This window comes from Dyadobacter bucti (genome assembly GCF_005869225.1).
GTDB lineage: Bacteria > Bacteroidota > Bacteroidia > Cytophagales > Spirosomataceae > Dyadobacter > Dyadobacter bucti.
The window spans coordinates 169735-188948 of sequence record NZ_SWFP01000008.1 but is presented as its reverse complement, the minus strand read 5'-3'; the positions used below and the strand labels follow the sequence as shown (position 1 = coordinate 188948).

At 45.4% G+C, this 19214-nt stretch carries 17 protein-coding genes; 13 read left to right on the top strand and 4 right to left on the bottom strand.

Annotated features, from left to right (window positions below; translation table 11 throughout):
• Positions 1 to 27: 27 nt before the first annotated feature.
• Positions 28 to 999: a polyprenyl synthetase family protein gene (locus FBF61_RS24830; RefSeq protein WP_374756632.1), complete on the bottom strand. Its 972-nt coding sequence runs from the start codon at positions 997 to 999 to the stop codon at positions 28 to 30.
• A gap of 185 nt (positions 1000 to 1184) precedes the next feature.
• Between FBF61_RS24830 and FBF61_RS24825 the strand changes: the two genes are divergently transcribed.
• Positions 1185 to 2015, top strand: coding sequence for an aminotransferase class IV (locus FBF61_RS24825; protein ID WP_138482406.1), 831 nt, complete (start codon positions 1185 to 1187; stop codon positions 2013 to 2015).
• An 84-nt stretch (positions 2016 to 2099) separates the two neighbouring features.
• Here FBF61_RS24825 and FBF61_RS24820 read toward each other — a convergent pair whose 3' ends face one another.
• The 3 genes from FBF61_RS24820 to FBF61_RS24810 form a co-directional block, all read right to left on the bottom strand.
• Positions 2100 to 2942: a hypothetical protein gene (locus FBF61_RS24820; protein ID WP_229215208.1), complete on the bottom strand. Its 843-nt coding sequence runs from the start codon at positions 2940 to 2942 to the stop codon at positions 2100 to 2102.
• Positions 2943 to 3119: 177 nt separating this feature from the next.
• On the bottom strand, positions 3120 to 4139 hold the full coding sequence (gene thiL / locus FBF61_RS24815; protein WP_138482404.1) for a thiamine-phosphate kinase: 1020 nt from the start codon (positions 4137 to 4139) through the stop codon (positions 3120 to 3122).
• A gap of 109 nt (positions 4140 to 4248) precedes the next feature.
• A complete protein-coding gene (locus FBF61_RS24810; protein ID WP_166444605.1) occupies positions 4249 to 4701 on the bottom strand; it encodes a hypothetical protein in 453 nt (150 codons plus the stop codon).
• Positions 4702 to 4837: 136 nt separating this feature from the next.
• Between FBF61_RS24810 and FBF61_RS24805 the strand changes: the two genes are divergently transcribed.
• From FBF61_RS24805 to FBF61_RS24750, 12 genes are all read left to right on the top strand, one after another.
• Positions 4838 to 5068, top strand: a complete 231-nt coding sequence (locus FBF61_RS24805; protein WP_138482402.1) for a cytochrome b5 domain-containing protein — start codon at positions 4838 to 4840, stop codon at positions 5066 to 5068.
• Between the two features lie 45 nt (positions 5069 to 5113).
• Positions 5114 to 6007 carry an N-acetylglucosamine kinase gene (locus FBF61_RS24800; protein ID WP_229215207.1) on the top strand — a complete coding sequence of 298 codons (894 nt, stop codon included), beginning with the start codon at positions 5114 to 5116 and terminating at the stop codon, positions 6005 to 6007.
• A gap of 122 nt (positions 6008 to 6129) precedes the next feature.
• A complete protein-coding gene (locus tag FBF61_RS24795) occupies positions 6130 to 7377 on the top strand; it encodes a sensor histidine kinase (RefSeq protein ID WP_138482399.1) in 1248 nt (415 codons plus the stop codon).
• Positions 7374 to 8060 (top strand): response regulator transcription factor, encoded by a 687-nt coding sequence (locus FBF61_RS24790; protein WP_138482397.1) that lies wholly within the window; start codon positions 7374 to 7376, stop codon positions 8058 to 8060. The genes FBF61_RS24795 and FBF61_RS24790 overlap by 4 nt, the downstream gene beginning before the upstream one ends.
• 94 nt (positions 8061 to 8154) lie before the next feature.
• The gene (rpmB, locus tag FBF61_RS24785) at positions 8155 to 8394 is read left to right on the top strand and encodes a 50S ribosomal protein L28 (protein WP_026632020.1); all 240 of its coding nucleotides are present in this window, start codon (positions 8155 to 8157) and stop codon (positions 8392 to 8394) included.
• Positions 8395 to 8483: 89 nt separating this feature from the next.
• Positions 8484 to 8978 carry a 2-amino-4-hydroxy-6-hydroxymethyldihydropteridine diphosphokinase gene (gene folK / locus FBF61_RS24780; RefSeq protein WP_138482395.1) on the top strand — a complete coding sequence of 165 codons (495 nt, stop codon included), beginning with the start codon at positions 8484 to 8486 and terminating at the stop codon, positions 8976 to 8978.
• 262 nt (positions 8979 to 9240) lie between these two features.
• Positions 9241 to 11613, top strand: a complete 2373-nt coding sequence (locus FBF61_RS24775) for a TonB-dependent receptor (RefSeq protein WP_138482393.1) — start codon at positions 9241 to 9243, stop codon at positions 11611 to 11613.
• Positions 11614 to 11677: 64 nt separating this feature from the next.
• A complete protein-coding gene (locus FBF61_RS24770) occupies positions 11678 to 12613 on the top strand; it encodes a DUF4249 domain-containing protein (protein ID WP_138482391.1) in 936 nt (311 codons plus the stop codon).
• A gap of 126 nt (positions 12614 to 12739) precedes the next feature.
• Positions 12740 to 13861 (top strand): DmpA family aminopeptidase, encoded by a 1122-nt coding sequence (locus FBF61_RS24765; RefSeq protein WP_138482389.1) that lies wholly within the window; start codon positions 12740 to 12742, stop codon positions 13859 to 13861.
• An 86-nt stretch (positions 13862 to 13947) separates the two neighbouring features.
• Positions 13948 to 14337 (top strand): hypothetical protein, encoded by a 390-nt coding sequence (locus tag FBF61_RS24760; RefSeq protein ID WP_229215206.1) that lies wholly within the window; start codon positions 13948 to 13950, stop codon positions 14335 to 14337.
• 112 nt (positions 14338 to 14449) lie between these two features.
• Positions 14450 to 17425 carry a protein translocase subunit SecDF gene (gene secDF, locus FBF61_RS24755; protein ID WP_138482387.1) on the top strand — a complete coding sequence of 992 codons (2976 nt, stop codon included), beginning with the start codon at positions 14450 to 14452 and terminating at the stop codon, positions 17423 to 17425.
• A gap of 125 nt (positions 17426 to 17550) precedes the next feature.
• On the top strand, positions 17551 to 19197 hold the full coding sequence (locus FBF61_RS24750) for an amino acid permease (protein WP_138482385.1): 1647 nt from the start codon (positions 17551 to 17553) through the stop codon (positions 19195 to 19197).
• The last annotated feature ends 17 nt before the right edge of the window (positions 19198 to 19214 follow it).

The following is a 19214-nucleotide window of genomic DNA, read 5'->3' as shown; positions in this document are numbered from 1 at the left end:
TAATTTAAAAATAGCCGGCCCGGTTAATTAATTTTCTCGGTCGACCAGCTTGTGGACAAATTCCAGTAGCGGCTCTTTCCGTTCGCTGCTGATGTTAAGTTGTTCAAGGCTGCTGATACCGCGCGTGAAATATTCGCGGATCTTTTGTCCTGTAAAAGTACGTATATCCAATGTCTCGTAAATAGCGCTGACCGCCTCCACTTTTTCACTTTTGTCGAAAGTTTTCAGGGAGATCCATTTTTCCAGTTCAATTTTTGTTTCTCCCGTTGCCTTGGAAAGTGCTTCAATCAGCAGGAAAGTCTTTTTATTGGAAATAATATCACCGCCTACCTGTTTCCCGAACTTGGAAGGGTCTCCGTACACATCCAGGAGGTCATCTTTGAGCTGAAACCCGATCCCCATATTTTCTCCGGCGGCGTATAACAACTGCGTTGAATGATCATCTGCACCACCTACGATCCCTCCCAGTTCCATTGCAAAACCAAGTAAAACCGATGTTTTAAGACGGATCATGCCAAGATATTCTTCTTCGGTAACATCCCAGCGTGTCTCGAAATTCATGTCCAGCTGCTGACCCTCACAAACCTCCGCCGCGGTTTGGTTGAAGCGCGACAATACCCTGCGAAGCTGCTCTTTCGGTATATCCAGCAGGAGGTCATAGGCTTTGATCAACATTACATCTCCCGACAATATTGCAGTGTTGGCATTCCATTTTTGATGTACGGTCGGATTTCCGCGCCTGAGCGGTGCCTGGTCCATAATATCATCGTGCATCAAAGTGAAATTGTGAAAAACCTCTACGGCCATCGCCGGTTTCAGCGCCTTTTCCCACTCGTTTGTATAGATAGAGGCCGCCAGCAGCGTGAGCAGCGGCCGAAAGCGTTTACCGCCCAGGGACATGATGTATTTGATAGGCTCGTATAGTTCTGCGGGATTTTCACCATAAACATGCTGATCGAACTCGGTTTGCAGTTTCTGGAGTAATTGTTCAGGGTTAATCATTCGAAGTATAATAAAGAGCTGCGCTAATCACAGTTCCTGCGAGATTTAAGGATAACGGTTTTCCAGTTCGGAGATGTTTGCAAAATAGGAAAAAATGTCCGGTTTCCGGTGATTCCGAAGTAAACGCGAACATTTCAATATATTTGGGATTCAGTGCGCATTGTATTTAACCGATCAGTTGTATGCCTTTTTATCAATATTTCAACGGGGAGATCTTACCAATTGACAGCCCTGTTTTCAAAACGAACGACCTGGGACTGCTGCGCGGTTTTGGATTATTTGATTATTTCAGGACATACAATGGCGTACCGTTCCGATGGAATGATTACTGGCAGCGATTTGAAAATTCGGCCCGTTTGCTCAAACTGACTTTGCCTGCCACGCAGGGGGAAACCGAAAAAGTACTGGCGGACTTACTGGCCATGTCGGGTGAAAACGAAGTTGCTTTTCGCTTTGTACTGACGGGCGGGTATGCGCCGGATAGTGTAAATGTCGTAGAACCTAATTTCCTGATTCGGACGGAGCCGCTTCCGCAGGATAATCCCGCGGGGAGGCTGAAAGGAATAAAAGTACTGCCTTACGAATATGTGCGTGACCTGCCGGAGGTCAAAACTACGAACTACGTACACATGGTGCTCATGGCGGAAGAAATGCGAAGGCAGCAGGCAGCCGATCTGTTGTTTCACAAGGACGGAGAAGTGAGCGAGCTTACCAGAAGCAATATTTTTATTTTCAGCGGGGACAAGCTGATTACCTCTGACCGCAATATTTTAAATGGGATTACGCGCCGGGTTGTGTTGGAACTCGCCGCATCGGATTTTGAGATAGAAGTGCGTCCGGTGACTTACAGAGAAGTGGTAACCGCGGATGAGATTTTCACAACAAGCACAACTAAGTGGGTAATGCCAGTAGTTCAGATCGGCGAACTGCCTGTGGCGGATGGACTGGCGGGAAAACGTACACTCTTTCTGCAGGAAAAATTCGAAAACCTGATCACCGGCTGGGGCAGGTAAACAATGTAATTTTAAGGCCGTTCACTAAAAAAGTGGCGATCCATGCGGAAAGCCACTTTTCATTACTTTGTAACAAATTGCAATTTAGTCAGGCGCATTTGGTGAATCCTTATTGACAATTGGCCAGACTCCCGGCCTCGGAACGCTAACCCCCTTGGTAGCACCACGAACCATCGCATCTAATCCAAAATAATATAATGGCCAGCCTTTGTAGGTAAGTTGTTTTTTACCAAAAACATCGATCACACCGAAAAGTGTTTTGTCAATTGCAGATGGTATATCTTTCAACTCGGCGGTGTATACCGGCCAAACAGCATCATTGCTGAAATCTGGCTTGGTAAAATTGTTTTTATTCTTTTTATCGTTTGCGAAAGCATAAAGCGTGCGACCGAGGTCATCAACCAAGAATTGAGTTTCTCCCGTTCCTTCGGTATAGTCCGATTTATACGATTTGCCATCATTGCCTACCAGCTGCGCATTACCCAGCATCAAAGAGTAGCTCGTGCGGGCAACAAACCATATACCACCCACATTTTCACCGTTCACATCTCCGGCCGCTGCATCATTTTTGAAATAATACAATGGCCAGCCTTTGTAAGTTACCTGCGTTCCGCCCTCTGCCCGTGTGATTGTTCCGAAATCCGCCGCATTTAATCCTGCGCCCAACTTGGGGTTCGCGACGGTAAATACTGGCCAGTTGGCAAGGCAGTTACCGGAGCAGGCGGACATTCCGGCAACATCTTTTGTGAAAAAGTACAGCGTTTTTCCGTCTTTGTCAGTTAAAACCTTCCCGGCTTTACTGTCTTTTTCCTGAATGTCGAATGTCTCTACCGGATCAGGCGTGTCGTCATCGTCAGAGCAGGAAATGCTGACTGCCAGCAGAAATCCCACGGCCAAAAGCATGCGGGTTAATGGAAATAATTTCATCGTATTTTATTTTATTGTTAGAGATGAATTGGTTTTGTTGTTAGTACGATGAAAGGCACCTACCGGTTGCGTCATGTTTTTGGCTGCTTACATAGAGTTTGTTTTATGAGCTAGTGGAATAAAAAAGCAGCATAACCGGTTTGGCTATGCTGCTTGGCATTACAGACTCGATTTGTTTTATGTCCATCCCTGGGCTGTGATAGGCACGCGACTATCTGCTTTGGTATGGAGTACAATTTCCTCTTTATTGTCGGTTATATAACCGATTACGCTAATTTTCGGGTTGTTCTTAATGAGCTCATAAGAAGTTTGAGAAACGGTAAAAAGCAGCTCATAATCTTCTCCTCCGTTCAAAGCTGCCGTCACCGGTCCGATGTTGAGCTCGGATGCAGCCAGGTAAGTTTGTTCGTCTATGGGCAGTCTTTCTTCTACCACAACCGCTCCTACCTGCGACTGTGCGCAAATATGCAGCAGATCAGAGGCCAGGCCATCGGAGACGTCGATCATGGACGTAGGTATCACGCCGGCTTCTTCCAGTTCATAGATCACGTCCATACGCGCTTCCGGGCGCAACTGGCGTTGTACTACATAATCCTTTCCTTCCAGCTCCGGCTGCATTTCCGGATTGGCCAGAAAAACCTGTTTTTCCCTTTCCAATAATTGCAAACCAAGGTAAGCTCCACCAAGATCGCCTGTGACACACAGCAGGTCATTCGGTTTGGCGGTGTTCCGATAAGTAATTTTGTCTTTTTTAATCTTGCCAAAAACGCTGACCGAAATCAATAGTCCTGATCGGGAGGAAGAAGTATCGCCGCCAACCAGGTCGACATTAAAATCTGAGCAGGCAGCTTTTATTCCAGAATACAATTCATCTATTGCCTCTACCGAAAATCGGTTGCTCAGAGCGAGATTCACAATCACTTGCCTTGGAACACCGTTCATTGCAGCAATGTCCGACACATTGATAGCGATCGCTTTATAGCCAAGATGTTTTAAAGGGAAAAAAGTAAGGTCGAAATGCACGCCTTCAAGCAGCATATCGGATGTTAACAAACCATATTCTTCCCCTATATCAAAAACTGCCGCGTCGTCACCTATTCCTTTAATCGTATCCGGCAGCATATTTTTTACACCTTCATTAATTCTCTTGATAAGCCCGAATTCTCCCAGGCTGCTTATTTCGGTTCTAGTTTCCATTCCGTAAAATTAAATAAAAAAAGCGAAGCCGCTTTCCGGAGAAAATAGCTTCGCTTTTGTAAAATATCATTGTTTGATTACGCAGGTCAGAAGCCTGTGGATCTCAAAACTATGGATTGCTCAAAGTATATTCATTAATGGTCCCGCCTGTTTTTGGGCTGGCTGTAAGCCTGGTAAGAACCACCTTGGCATCGTCAAGGGATGAAATAGTAAATTCAATTGTTCCGCCGCTGCCGGTAGGCTGAGGAGTAAGGCCTTTCAAGACCAGTTTGGTTTCGCCTTCCACGTCCCAGGTGCCGGTAAATGTATCTCCGTTCCACTCGGTATAGGTTACAGTTTTTGTGCCGGACGAATTATTTAATGTAAGCCGGAAGCCCGAATAACCAGGTACAGTGCTGGAACCTGCTTTTGAATAGACAACTGTACTCCCATGTTTCACTGTTTCTGCGGTCCATGCTTTGGCAATACGTTCTGATATTGGTTTTACCTTTTCCTTACAACCGGCGGCAAATAGTGTGAGAGCCAACAATGTACACCAAAGAAGAGAGTAACTTTTTTTCATATTATTTTTTCATGATTGTCTTAACAAAACGCCAAGTTCTTACATTTTAGTCTTATTATCAAAATATTCCGGCAAGATCATTTTTATTTCATGCGCAAAGGTGGTTATCATTAAATTGCAGCCAAAAAAGGATTTAATGAAAGAATATACAAGGGCGCAACTGGCGCTTCGGAACGGGCAGGACCGCGAAGAAATCTGGTGTGCGTTCAAAGGGGTTATTTATGATGTGAGCAAATCGAGGCTCTGGCGTAACGGACATCATTATGAACACTGGGCCGGGCAGGATTTGACAAAAGAGCTTGGCGATGCCCCCCATACCGAAAAAGTTTTCGAACGTTTTGACAAAATCGGAAAGCTACTGAATTAGCCGGAACGTAAGATACGCAAAGAAATAAGCTCAAAATCATCAAAAATGAGGCAAAAAAAGCTGGCAGCCGACAGCCTGTTAAAAACAATGCATTCAACCCCATTTCTAATAGCCGACAGCGGATCTACCAAAACTGACTGGGTAGCCATCAATCCCGGCTCGGATATGATCCGCTTTCAATCTGCTGGAATTAATCCTTTTTATCAGACGGCCGGTGAAATCATCCCCGTACTGGAAAATGAAGTTTTGCCGCATCTGGGTGATGATATCGACAGTATATTTTTCTATGGTGCCGGCTGTGCGGACGAAAAATCGGGGCGGCCGGTTTACGATGCATTGAAGCATTGTATTACATCTGCGCGGATCGTTGAGACTGCCTCGGATATGTTGGGAGCTGCACGCGGACTATGCGGGCATGAACCCGGACTGGCCTGTATTTTGGGTACGGGAGCCAATAACGCTTTTTACGACGGTAAAAATATTGTCCATTCCATTGGATCACTGGGTTTTTGGCTGGGAGACGAGGGAAGCGGGTCTTATCTTGGTAAAACACTGGTTGTACATTACCTGCAAAATGAGTTGCCTGCGGCGCTTCATCAAAGCTTTGCTGCGGAATATCCTGAGATCAACCGGCTGTCGGTATTGGAGCATGCTTACAAAAAACCGTATCCTAACCGTTATTTTGCCTCATTTTCAACATTCATCTCAGACAATATTGAACTTCCTTTCATCAATGATCTGGTGCGTGAAGCATTTCAGATTTTTATCAAAAAATACATTTGTAAACATAAAGATCCCGAAAAGTATCCGGTACATTTTACGGGTTCCGTCGCTTACTATTATCAGGATATCCTTAAAGCTGCCTTGCAGAAGTCCGACTTGAAACCGGGTCGGATTTTGAAATCACCTTTGGAAGGGCTGGTACAATACTATTTATAGAAATCAGCGACGGTGGGCAGGGAATATAAGAAGTTAATGAAATGTTAAACATAGCATCTCCATGACATGCCCTGCGATTCCATGATATCTTAGCGTTTCATTTTTGACACCAGTAACAGTAAATGTCCCGTCGTACCATTCAATTGCTTGTTGTATTTTCTGCGCTGCTGATCTGCGGGGTGGTTATCACACAGATATTTTGGGTAAAACAGGCCCTCGATCTGCGGCACCGGCAGTTTAATCAGAATGCTCACGTCGCCTTGCAGGATGTGGCCGGAAAGCTGGCCAAAGTGAGTGGGGTCATGCAGACTACAAACCCTGTGGAGCAGCTTTCCCCGGAATATTTTCTGGTCAACACCAATGCTACCACGCAGCCTGATCTTCTCGAACTTTTCATTAAAGACAGCTTTCATACGCATAATCTGATCACTGATTTTGAGGTGGGGATTTATGATTGTACAACCAACCGTATGCGTTATGGCATGTCGCTCAGCACAAAGGACAATGATAAAAAGGCTGCGACACTGACATCAAACTGGATTAAAACCGATAAGTATCCCTACTACTTCGGTGTGCGTTTTCCGGAACAGGAAACCTATTTCGCAGGGAGCATGAACAGCGCAATATGGTCGTCGATTCTTGTGCTCGTGGCGGTATCATTTTTTGCGTATGCGCTTTTTATAATTTTGAGACAAAAGCAATTATCGGAAGTGCAGCGGGATTTTGTCAATAACATGACCCACGAATTGCAAACGCCTATTTCAACAATCCGGATCGCCGCGGATGTACTGAACTCAGAAAACATCGTGACGCAGCCGGTCAGGCACAAAAGATATGTGCAGATCGTGCAGGATGAAATTCTGCGCCTGCAGGGACAGGTTGAAATGGTTTTATCGATGGCTAAGGCCGAGCGGGATGTACTGACTTTGCAGAAGGAAAACTTCAACGCGGAAGAAATGATCCGGTCCATTTTGCTGCCTTTTGAGGACAAAGTGAAGTTCAATTGCAATGCGTCAAATACATTTATAGATGCTGATACTTTTCATTTCAGATGTGTGATCAATAACTTGATAGACAATGCGCTGAAATATTCCAATGATGTGCCGCACGTCGCTGTGGAAACTTATAATCAGGGCAAAAATCTTGTGATAGCTGTCCGTGACCAGGGCATCGGCATTGCGCCGGAGTATCAGAAAAAAATCTTTAACCAGTTTTTCAGGATCCCTTATGGTGATGTGCACAATGTAAAAGGATTCGGGATCGGGCTTAGTTATGTGAAACAGATCGTCAGGGCGCACCGCTGGCGGCTGGATCTTGAAAGTACACTGGGCGAAGGCAGCACATTTAAAATTACGATTCCGCAGGCATGAAAAAGAAAATTTTATACGTCGAAGACGACCCGAACCTGGCTTTTGCAACCAAGGATAATCTGGAGGAGTATGATTATGAGGTAGTGCATGCCGTGGACGGGAAACAGGCACTCGACTTTTTCGGAAAAGACCATTTCGATATTTGCGTACTGGATATCATGCTCCCGAAAATGGACGGGTTTACCCTGGCCGAAAAGATCAGAAGCGCGGATAGCCAGGTGCCGATCCTTTTTCTCACGGCCAGGGCTCTTCAGGAGGATAAGATCAAAGGGCTTAAACTCGGAGCCGACGATTATGTTACCAAACCTTTCAGCATCGAAGAACTGAAATTACGGATCGATGTTTTTTTGCGCAGGAGCAAGTCGGATCAGCCGGTGCCGGTTAAGGTAAATTCCAGCCAGGTAGGAAAGTATGCATTTGACTTTCAAAAACTTACCCTTACAATTGATGAGACCCGTCAGAATCTCACTTTCAGAGAGGCGGAAGTGCTCAAATATCTGGCTGAAAGGACAGATCAGGTGATCAGGAGAGATGAACTTCTGAAGGCGATCTGGGGAGATGATGATTATTTCATGGGACGTAGCCTGGATGTTTTTATTTCAAGATTACGTAAATATCTGTCCGGCGATCCCGACATCCGGATTGATAATATTCATGGAGTCGGGTTCAGAATGAGATGGTAAGCAGGGGTTTTTTGAAAAATTATTTTTACCTACACTTGCTCAAAGAAAAATAATTGCACATCTTTGCACCCTCATTTGGAAAAATTGCAAGGTTATGGCTAAGGTTTGTCAAATTACAGGTAAAAGAACTCGCGTTGGAAATAACGTTTCTCACGCTAACAATAAAACAAAACGTAAATTCTTCCCGAATTTGCAAAAGAAACGTTTCTTCCTTCCTTCAACCGGAGAGTGGGTTACGTTGAAAGTAGCTACTTCTGCTCTTCGCACCATCAATAAAAATGGTATCGAAGCTACTATACAAAAAGCATACGACAAAGGAACGCTTACGTTCTGAGACATTAGAATGATTTTATAAAAAGGACTTCTCTCTTAACCGGGAAGTCCTTTTTTTCGTGTTTCAACCTGATTGTTTTACAATACTCCATGATAGCAGGTCTGAACAGCATTTATCTTCTTCTCGGATCCAACCTCGGTGACAGGTTACTGATCATGGAGTCTGCACGTAATCTGATCAGTAAAAACGTGGGGCACATCAGTATTGAATCATCTATTTACGAAACTGCACCCTGGGGAATCACGGATCAACCTGCTTTTCTGAACCAGGTGATCCGGGCAGAAACTTCACTGGCCCCCGAAAAAGTTCTAAGAAACATCCTGGACATCGAGCATGAGCTCGGACGTGTCCGGTACGAACGCTGGGGCGCCAGGGTCATTGATATCGACTTGTTATATTATCAGGACCTGATCCTCGATACCGCCGTGCTTACCCTCCCTCACCCACGTCTGCAGGACCGTCTTTTTACATTAATACCGCTGGCCGAAATCGCCCCTGATTTTGTACATCCATTGCTTGGTGAAACGTCCGCAGCATTACTTGCGAAATGCACCGACAAAGGTTTGGTGTCAAAAATATCTTAAAAAAGTTATATTCTTTTTAAGTGCCTGATTTTTTCATTTTGCCCACTTATTCCGTTTTTTCGGCAGTTCATCATTTTTTTCTAAGATATTATCCTCATAAACACGTGCTTTGTTCGTCGGTAAAATTGGCTCGGAATATTTTTATCAGAAACCAAAAGGGTAAACCCCGGCTGAGTTGTCATTCAGAAAAGGGAAAAATTCAATTTCTGATAATTTTTGAAATTTAGGTTTAAACACAACAGAACTTACCATCTATTAGCACATGAAAAATAAAATACTCAACAATTGCTTTGTCCTGCTTTTGCTTAGCCTGACGTTTCCAGTAGTAGCCCAGGACCGGCATACAGTCAGCGGATTCATCAAAGATCAGGCAAACGGCGAGGGGTTGATCGGCGTATCTGTGTACGTTAGGGAGGCGGAAACAGGTGTGGTTACCAATACGTATGGTTTTTATTCCATTACGCTGCCAGCCGGTTCCTACACACTCGTGTTTAGTTATATCGGTTATCAAAAGGTAGAAAAGCCTGTGGCGCTCGATGCTGACAGGACGGTGAGCATCGAAATGTCCGACCAAAGCAACGAACTGGCGGAAGTGACGATTTCGACCCAGAAGGCGGATGAAAACGTGAGAGGTATTGAAATGTCGGTGAACAAGGTGGAAATGAAAACCATCCGGAAAATGCCTGCACTTCTTGGCGAAGTGGATTTGATACGCAGTATTCAGCTTTTGCCGGGTGTTACAACAGTTGGGGAAGGCGCTTCCGGATTTAATGTCCGCGGAGGTGATATTTCCCAAAACCTGGTGTTGCTCGATGAAGCACCGGTTTACAATTCCTCTCACTTGTTTGGGTTCTTTTCTGTTTTCAATCCGGATGCGGTGAAGGATGTGAAGCTGATAAAGGGGGGGATCCCTTCGCAGTATGGCGGCCGGATTTCTTCTATCCTGGATGTGCGGATGAAAGAAGGTAATTCCAAAAAACGTGAAATCAACGGAGGTATCGGGTCCATTTTTTCCCGTCTTACTTATGAGCAGCCTTTTGCCAAAGGAAACGGTTCATTTATTGTTGCCGGGAGGAGATCTTATATCGATGTACTCGCCAAGCCTTTCCTGAACTCAGACCTGAAGGACTCGAAGTTTTTCTTTTACGACCTTACCGCGAAAGTAAATTACCGGTTGGGCGATAAGGATACCTTTTATGCATCGGGTTATTTCGGAAAAGATGTTTTCGGAGGTGGGGATTTCGGTTTTGGTTGGGGAAATGCCACTGCTACGGGCCGTTGGAACCATATTTTTTCCAACAAGCTGTTCATGAACCTGACTGGTTATTACAGTAATTATGACTACAATCTCGGCCAAAATCAGAATGATCCGAATGCCAAGGATAAGTTTGACTGGAAATCCAAGATTATCAGTACCAGCATCAAACCCGATTTTACCTATTACCTCACACCCAACAATCAGCTGACCTTCGGTGGGCAATATATTTATTATGATACACGTCCCGGAAAGGCGATTGCGGTGTCGGAAGGTGAGAATACGGACATAAGCCTGGAACCGAAGTATGCTGACGAATGGGCGCTTTACATTGGTAATGAGCAAAAACTTTCAGACCGGATTTCGTTGCAGTACGGCGTTCGCTATTCTTATTTCAGAAGCCTCGGACCGGGTACCGAATATGATTACATCGAAGTAGACAAAGGTCAGCGCAAGTTGCCGGTGTTTCCCGGGACGGAATACGAAAAAGGGGATGTGATCAAAAGTTACGGCAATTGGGAGCCCAGGGCGTCTCTTAATATCGGCTTGAATTCAACCACTTCTATTAAAGCAAGCTATAACCGTACCGCGCAGTACCTGCATCTTCTGTCCAATACTGCTGCCAGTTCGCCACTCGATGTGTGGACGTTGAGTTCGCCGTTGATTGCGCCCGAAAAAGCGGATCAGGTGGCGTTAGGATGGTTTCAGAATTTCAAGGATAACACTTATGAAGCATCGGTTGAGGTGTATTACAAAAAACTTTATAACCAGATCGACTATGTGCCCGGCTCAGAGTTGCTCTTGAACCAGTTTGTCACAGGGGATTTGCTTTTTGGGAAAGGGCGGGCATATGGTGCTGAGTTTTATCTGAAAAAAAACAAGGGGAAACTAACGGGCTGGGTGAGCTATACTTTGTCCAGAACGGAACGCAAGGTGGAGACGATCAACAATGATAACTGGTTTCCGGCAAGATTTGATAAGCCTCATAACTTCACTTCGGTCGCCATTTATGAACTTCGGAGAAGATTATCGCTCTCGGCGAATTTCACGTTTGCAACAGGTACTCCTGCTACTTTCCCTACCAACCGTTATGACGTCGGAGGATTTCCGATCGGGAATAATTATGATGGCGCGAGAAACAATAACCGCATCCCGGCTTACCACCGGTTGGATCTGGCTGCTACTTTGAAAGCGAAGAAAAAGCTTTTCTCAATTGGTGAAGGTGAATGGGTATTTTCGATCTATAACGTGTACAATCGTAGAAATGCGTTTTCCGTATACACCAGGGCGAATGAAGGTACACCACTTAGAACAGAGGCTGTTCGCTACTCTGTTATCGGTAGCATGATACCTTCGGTCACCTATAATTTCAAGTTCTGAGCCCATTGGAACCCATTATTAAGATAAACAACCTGATTTTTCTTTTGGCCTGAAAATAGAAACGATGAAAAATTTTATAAAAACAGACAACATCAATAAACTGATAACCGGTGTGTTTTTCTTGGGTGCGTTAACTGCACTCACCAGCTGCGAGGATGTTATTGACCTGGAAACCCAGACAGGTCCTACCCAACTGGTGGTCGACGGCTGGATTACTAACCAGGCCGGGCCGCAAACCATCACGCTTAGCTGGTCATCAAGTTATTTTGATAACGGAGCGCCGAAACCTGTTTTGAATGCTGAGGTAACCGTTACCGACGATAAGGGAATGGTTTATGAGTTCGAAGACCTGGCAGGAAATGGAAAGTATGTATGGACACCAACGAATGACACCCTTGGACATATCGGGCGGACTTATAATCTGCGGATAAAAAATGAGGATGATATTTATACGGCTACAACTCAGATCAAGAGGGTGCCGGCAGTAGACTCAGTGGTATATGAAAAGGAGAAATTACCATTTAAGCCGGATAAAGGTCCTCAGGAAGGTTATATTGCCCAGTTTTATGCCAGGGATTTCGTCGGGGCAGGAGATACTTACTGGATTAAGCCGGTCATTTCGGGTAAGGCTGTTGTGGAAAAGGCTGTTAACATTTCGATCGCATACGACGCGGCGTTTAGTGCGGGTGCCCCTTCTGACGGACTGATATTTATCCTGCCGCTTCGTCAGGCGATTACAACCGATTCTTTGTATTCTGCGGGAGCATCTGTGGGCGTGGAACTGCACAGTATTACAGGTGAAACTTTTGAATTTTTGAAACAGGTAAGTGAGCAGGCGGCAAATGGAGGATTGTTTGCAACGCCGATCGCGAATATAAAATCCAATGTTACCAATACCAATCCGAACGGAAAAAAGCCTTTGGGGTTGTTTAGCGGATCAGCGGTCAGCCGGATGGAAACTGTTATAGATCCTGCGAAAGCCCGTCCTAATGACGACTGAGTTTATGGAGATCGATTTTTGAACCGGGTGATGTCAGTAGAGTAAGGGTCAATATTTAGCCACTGGTAAATCATACTTTACCGGTGGCTTTTTACTAATTTACCTTTTAAAATAAAGGGTTTCTTTATGCGACTAAATCTACTTTTACTTTTTTGTCTGCTCAATTTATCCGTCTCCGCGCAGATGCGTCCGCGTGAGCTGGGTATAAAAATAGGCGTTCTGCCAACCGGCAAACTGAATGCCATCACTGACGTTGCCGGCGTACGGGTAGGTCAGGTTACACTAATCGAAGGCGCGGATATCCGGACCGGGGTAACGGCTATCATTCCGCACAGCGGTAATCTTTTTCAGGAAAAGGTTCCTGCAGCTATTTACATTGGAAACGGATTTGGGAAACTCGCCGGCTTTTCGCAGGTAGAGGAATTGGGGACAATAGAAACTCCTGTTGTATTGACGAATACTCTAAACGTTCCTACCGCCTCCGACGCGATTATTGACTGGACATTAGGCCAGAAAGGAAATGAAAATGTACGCTCAGTAAACCCGGTAGTGGGAGAAACCAACGACGCTTTTTTAAATGATATCCGCGGTAGGCATGTAAAGAAAGAACATGTTCTCAACGCCCTGGCGCAGGCGGAAGGTGGTGCGGTTCAGGAGGGAAATGTCGGTGCGGGAACCGGAACGGTCTGTTTTGGGTGGAAAGGTGGAATCGGTACATCCTCCCGCGTACTATCCCAGAAACTGGGTGGATATACTGTGGGGGTTTTGGTACAGACCAACTTTGGCGGCGTGCTGAAAGTAAATGGGGTTCCTGTTGGCGAAGAACTTGGGAAATACTCATTTAAAGAATCTCTGGATAAATCATCAGACGGATCTTGCATGATGATTATTGCTACGGATGCGCCTTTGGATGCAAGAAATTTGAAACGCCTCGCCAAACGGGTAATGCTTGGAATGGCACAAACCGGAGGGATTGCTGCAAATGGGAGTGGTGATTATGTGATTGCATTTTCGACGGCGAACCGCGTATTGCATGAGGCGGCTGAGCCCACTTTCAGCGCAAGCTATTTACATAATGACTATGTGTCGCCTCTTTTTCTTGCTGCTATCGAATCAACGGAAGAGGCGATTATCAACTCGCTCTTTATGGCAAAAACCTCAGAGGGGACGCAGCGACATAAGGTAGAGGAACTTCCCAAAGACAAAGTGTTGGAAATTATGCGCAAGTACGGAAGATTGAAAAAATAGCTGGGGAAACATTCCCCAAAATATTGCTTGCGATTGTAATTTTTTAAAACAAAATTTGCGGTTTATAAGGAATACCGTAACAATACGTGAAAACAACCCGAGTTATCAACCAGACAATCAGCTTAATGCTGGCCATCATGCTTCTGATGGTAGCAGGCATGCGGTCGTGGTCGGATGCGTCGGGTTTGGTTAAAAAATATTCTTCAGAGAACAAATCTGTCTCGAAGGATGTAAAACAAGGTAATGAACAATTGCCGGAGGGCGATCAGGCCAAAGTGAGCACATTGTCACTGAATGCTGTTATCACGCCCGCGATTTCTTTCGATTTTTCTCATTATTTCTATTTTCTTCCGCAACCGGTCTGGGATTTTGTTCAGGACGAATTTTGTTCCCGGATAGCATTTAAGGAATCTGTTTTTCTCTTCTCCTACTTCCACAGAGTCTTCGGGAAGTATATAGTCACCAACGCCCCGTAGGGTTTGTCCGCCAATTTATTTCGTGGTTACTAATTGTTTGATATGCAAATAATTAACTTCGAATTTAAGTGTATTTCTCAAAGATTTTCTTTCTCAATTTTTATAAATAACAATGACTAATAAGAATGGAATAATTGGGTTGACCATTGTGCTCGCCCTGATTAGCGTTTATTATCTGTCCTTTACTTTTGTTTCCAGGAACATCAAGAGTAAGGCGATCGTTTACGCCACAGATGCCAAAGGAGAGGTGGATCCTGCAAAAAAACAACGTTATATCGACTCACTCTGGCGTGAAGATGTATACATAGGTCACACTTTGCAAGAGGTAATGGAACGTGAACTTAACCTGGGTCTTGACCTTCAGGGTGGTATGCACGTGGTACTTGAAGTAGCTCCGGCGGATATATTGAAAGGAATGGCTGGCGGAAATGCAAGAAGCGTTACTTTCCAGAATGCCCTGAAAAAGGCAGGTGAAGATAAATCAGCCAGCAACAAGACATTTATCGACCGTTTCGCGGCAGCTTATAAGGCTGAGGCGCCTAACACCAGTCTGGCAAGTGTGTTTGCGACCAGTGCCAACCGTGGCAAGATCAGCAGCAACTCTTCGGACGGTGATGTTATCAAGATGCTGAACACCGAGATCGACGGATCTATTGACCGTGCTTTCCAGATCACGCAGGCACGTATAGACAAATTTGGTGTTACCAATCCTAATATTCAGCGTTTGCCAGGTCAAAACCGCGTTTTGGTTGAGCTTCCAGGTGTTGATAACCCTGAGCGTGTGCGTCGCTTGTTATCCGGTGCAGCCAAGCTGGAATTTGCAGAAGTATATTTGACCAACGAAGTAGCACCTGCGCTTGACGGCTTGGGAAAATATCTTACGCAACAGGATGCCATTCAGAAATCTACTGCAAAACCTGGTGCTGATAGTGCCGCTGCGGATACTGCAAAGAAGACAGCATTGGAAGGCCTTGCTGCCCAACTTGAACAGAAAGGTGATTCTACTAAATCCGATTCATCGGCTTTGGCAGCCCAAAGTGCAGCGCTAACCAGTCTTTTTGTGCCGATGCCACAGGGGCTGGGAGTATATCTTAAAGACACTGCCAGGGCAAGTGAAATCCTTCGTCGCCCGGAAGTACGCTCGTTATTCCCGGCCGACCTTGTATTTATGTGGGACCGTAAAGGATCAGAAGGAACCAATAATCAGTTGATCCTGCCATTGTATTTTATCAAAAAAGTAAATGGTGTGGCAGCAATGGAGGGGGATGTTATCGTAGACGCTACCCACGATTACGATGAGCGCGGCCGCCCGGAAGTAACAATGCGAATGAACGGAGAAGGTGCCCGTAAATGGAGGTCTCTTACCGCCCGCAGCATCAATCGTCCTGTCGCGATTATTATTGATAATCTTGTTTATACTGCTCCTACGGTACAAGGCGAGATACCTAATGGTAACTCCAGCATTACCGGTAATTTTACCGTGGAAGAAACAAAAGATATGTCTAACGTATTGAAAGCGGGTAAGTTGCCTGCTCCAACCCACATAGTGGAAGAAGCAGTCGTAGGTTCTTCGCTGGGTGCGGAAGCGATCAATGACGGTCTTTGGTCTTCGGCTATCGGTTTGGTAATCGTTCTTGTTTTCATGTTTGCCTATTACAGCAAAGCGGGCTGGATTGCTGACATCGCATTGCTTATTAACTTGTTCTTCCTGCTTGGTGTGATGGCTTCCCTTGGTGCCGTGCTGACGCTTTCAGGTATTGCCGGTATCGTGCTTTCAATCGGTATGGCTGTGGATGCGAACGTACTGATTTACGAGGGGATCAAGGTTGAAATTGCAGAAGGGAAACCTTTTGCTCTCGCTGTGAAAGAAGGTTTCAAGAATTCGATGACGGCGATTATTGACTCTAACGTTACTACTTTGCTGACGGGGATCATTCTTTATACGTTCGGTACAGGTCTTGTACTGGGCTTTGCCACGACACTCGTACTCGGGTTACTTACCTCTTTGTTTTGTGCGATTTTTATCACCCGTCTTTTACTGGAATACCAGATCAAAAAAGGCAGGACTTTTCATTTTTATTCCGCATTGACCAAAAACTGGTTCAAGGATAATGATTTTGATTTTGTATCACAACGCCGCAGGTTCTACATCATCTCAGGTATCATTATTGCTATCGGGATCGGCTCTTTTATTTTTAAAGGATTTGGACTTGGTATCGATTTCAAAGGTGGACGCTCTTATGTGATCCGTTTTGAGAAAAATGTTGATGCTGACGATTTGCGTACGATCATGGATGATGTACTTGCATCAACGACCGAGGTTAAAACTTTTGGTGGCCTTGACCAGGTAAAAATAACAACGGCGTATCTGATTGAAGATACAAATCCCGATGCTGATCAGAAGGCAGAGGCGAAGGTGATGGAAGGTGTTAACAAGATCAAGGACAATCCTGGAAAAATCGTGAGTTCCAATAAAGTAGGTCCGACAATGGCTTCTGATACATTGTTATCAGCAGTTTACGCGGTATTGCTGGCACTTGCAGCCAACTTTGTATATATCCTTATCCGTTTCAAGCGGGTTGCCTTCAGCTACGGAGCGGTTGTGTCCCTGGCTCACGACGTGGTCATTATCCTTGCCATTTTCTCATTGTTTAATGGCTGGCTTCCATGGTCGCTGGATATAGACCAGGCGTTCATCGGCGCGATCCTTACCATGATCGGATATTCGATGAATGACACGGTTGTAATTTATGACCGTATCCGGGATTACCTTGCAGATGACAAGTCGCGTGGTCAAAGCCTGCCTACTGTCATTAACAACGCATTGAACAGCACGCTTAGCCGCACAGCGGTTACTGGTATCTCAGTGATCCTGGTGCTTATTGTGTTGATGGTCTTTGGAGGTGCTGTGATCCGTGGGTTTACATTCTGTATGTTGCTGGGTGTGATCGTGGGAACTTATTCGTCTCTTTTCGTGGCGGCACCTATTGTTGTTGATTTGCTACAGCGTCAGCAAAGTAAGGAGCCGGCACCGCTGGCAGTCGCAGACGTTACGGCACCTGGGGCGAGCAAAAAGATCAAGGCGTAGGATTTAAAAGAATAAAAGGGGGTAAGTATTATACTTTCCCCCTTTTTATTTTGTCATCATACGTACTTAGCAAATTTTATTTTAGATTTATACATCTATCAACTTCAAAAACGAATCCAGTTTATATGGCAAGTCAACTATGGATCAGAAAACCTCTTGATAAATTAATGCAGGAGTCCAGTGGAGAAGGCAACCAGCTAAAGCGTACGCTTGGACCTGGAAGTCTTGTCGCCCTGGGGATTGGGGCAATTATCGGGGCGGGATTATTTTCCATTACCGGCGGCGCTGCGGCCAACCAGGCCGGGCCGGCGATCACCATTTCTTTTATTGTTGCCGCATTGGGTTGCGGGTTCGCAGGTCTTTGTTATGCTGAGTTTGCTTCGATGATCCCTGTTGCCGGTAGCGCTTACACCTATTCTTACGCTACGATGGGCGAGTTCATTGCCTGGATTATTGGCTGGGACCTTGTATTGGAATATGCAGTAGGTGCCGCGACGGTCAGTATTAGCTGGAGCAGGTATCTGGTCAAGTTTTGTGAAGGCTTTGATGTGCATTTGCCCACTGCGCTTACAGTGGGCCCGTGGGATGGCGGTGTTATCAATCTGCCTGCAATTTTTATTGTGATCCTGGTGAGCTTACTATTAATGAAAGGTACCGAAGAAAGTGCTACGGTCAACGCAATCATTGTAGGCTTAAAAGTGACCGTCGTGCTGATTTTCATTGTTTTAGGGTGGAAATATATTAATGACACCAACTATGTACCCTACATTCCCGAGAACACCGGGAAGTTCGGAGAGTATGGTTTTAGCGGCATTATTCGAGCTGCCGCCATTGTCTTCTTCGCCTATATTGGCTTCGATGCCGTGAGTACTGCGGCGCAAGAGGCCAAAAACCCGCGGAAGGACATGCCGATCGGGATTCTGGGCTCTCTGGTTATTTGTACGATTCTGTACATTCTTTTTGCTCACGTCATGACTGGCGTGACCAATTACACTTCTTTTAAAGGTCAGGACGGTATCGCGCCGGTGGCAGTGGCTATCGAGGCGATGGGAACACCGGATGCAGCTGGTGTCATTCACCCTGATTATCCTTGGTTGAACCGCGCCATTATCGTGGCTATTTTGGCAGGATATGCATCTGTGATCCTCGTGATGTTGCTGGGCCAGAGCCGTGTGTTTTTCAGTATGAGTAAAGATGGTCTGTTACCACGTGTATTCTCGGCCGTTCACCCCAAGTATCAGACTCCCGTCAAGAGCAATACCATGTTCCTCGTTTTCGTGAGCCTTTTCGCAGCATTCGTTCCGGCTCGTGTGGTGGGTGAAATGACCAGTATCGGTACATTGTTTGCATTTATCCTGGTTTGTATAGGTGTTTTGGTCATGCGGAAACAAATGCCGGATGCGCCCCGGGCATTCAGGACTCCCCTGGTGCCGCTGGTGCCAATCCTGGGTGTTTTCGTTTGTTTTTTCATGATGGCATTTTTGCCACTTGACACTTGGATCCGTTTGTTGGTGTGGATGATTATCGGATTTGATGTGTACCTGTATTACGGTATCAAAAACAGCTACCTGTCAGATAAATTGCCGCAGTCGATTGTGAACGGGAGTAAAACTGTTGGAATAGTGGGAATTTTGCTTGCGATAGCACTTGCGGTGATTGCCTATCTGCATCATGTTCAGACGGATGGTTCTGATACAGGCATTTATTATTTCTCTATGATTTTCGCTTTGGTTCATTTGGTTACTTTCGGCTTGACGCAGACCAAAAAATAGATTTAAACCGGTAGGTT

What these genes read in the sequence shown, in the direction of transcription:
- FBF61_RS24825 (WP_138482406.1), top strand. Translation starts at nt 1,185, where the DNA reads ATGCCTTTTTATCAATATTTCAACGGGGAGATCTTACCAATTGACAGC.
- FBF61_RS24795 (WP_138482399.1), top strand. Translation starts at nt 6,130, where the DNA reads ATGTCCCGTCGTACCATTCAATTGCTTGTTGTATTTTCTGCGCTGCTG.
- FBF61_RS24805 (WP_138482402.1), top strand. Translation starts at nt 4,838, where the DNA reads ATGAAAGAATATACAAGGGCGCAACTGGCGCTTCGGAACGGGCAGGAC.
- FBF61_RS24775 (WP_138482393.1), top strand. Translation starts at nt 9,241, where the DNA reads ATGAAAAATAAAATACTCAACAATTGCTTTGTCCTGCTTTTGCTTAGC.
- FBF61_RS24750 (WP_138482385.1), top strand. Translation starts at nt 17,551, where the DNA reads ATGGCAAGTCAACTATGGATCAGAAAACCTCTTGATAAATTAATGCAG.
- thiL (WP_138482404.1), bottom strand. Translation starts at nt 4,139, where the DNA reads ATGGAAACTAGAACCGAAATAAGCAGCCTGGGAGAATTCGGGCTTATC.
- secDF (WP_138482387.1), top strand. Translation starts at nt 14,450, where the DNA reads ATGACTAATAAGAATGGAATAATTGGGTTGACCATTGTGCTCGCCCTG.
- folK (WP_138482395.1), top strand. Translation starts at nt 8,484, where the DNA reads ATGATAGCAGGTCTGAACAGCATTTATCTTCTTCTCGGATCCAACCTC.
- rpmB (WP_026632020.1), top strand. Translation starts at nt 8,155, where the DNA reads ATGGCTAAGGTTTGTCAAATTACAGGTAAAAGAACTCGCGTTGGAAAT.
- FBF61_RS24765 (WP_138482389.1), top strand. Translation starts at nt 12,740, where the DNA reads ATGCGACTAAATCTACTTTTACTTTTTTGTCTGCTCAATTTATCCGTC.
- FBF61_RS24800 (WP_229215207.1), top strand. Translation starts at nt 5,114, where the DNA reads ATGAGGCAAAAAAAGCTGGCAGCCGACAGCCTGTTAAAAACAATGCAT.
- FBF61_RS24810 (WP_166444605.1), bottom strand. Translation starts at nt 4,701, where the DNA reads ATGAAAAAAAGTTACTCTCTTCTTTGGTGTACATTGTTGGCTCTCACA.
- FBF61_RS24790 (WP_138482397.1), top strand. Translation starts at nt 7,374, where the DNA reads ATGAAAAAGAAAATTTTATACGTCGAAGACGACCCGAACCTGGCTTTT.
- FBF61_RS24770 (WP_138482391.1), top strand. Translation starts at nt 11,678, where the DNA reads ATGAAAAATTTTATAAAAACAGACAACATCAATAAACTGATAACCGGT.
- FBF61_RS24820 (WP_229215208.1), bottom strand. Translation starts at nt 2,942, where the DNA reads ATGAAATTATTTCCATTAACCCGCATGCTTTTGGCCGTGGGATTTCTG.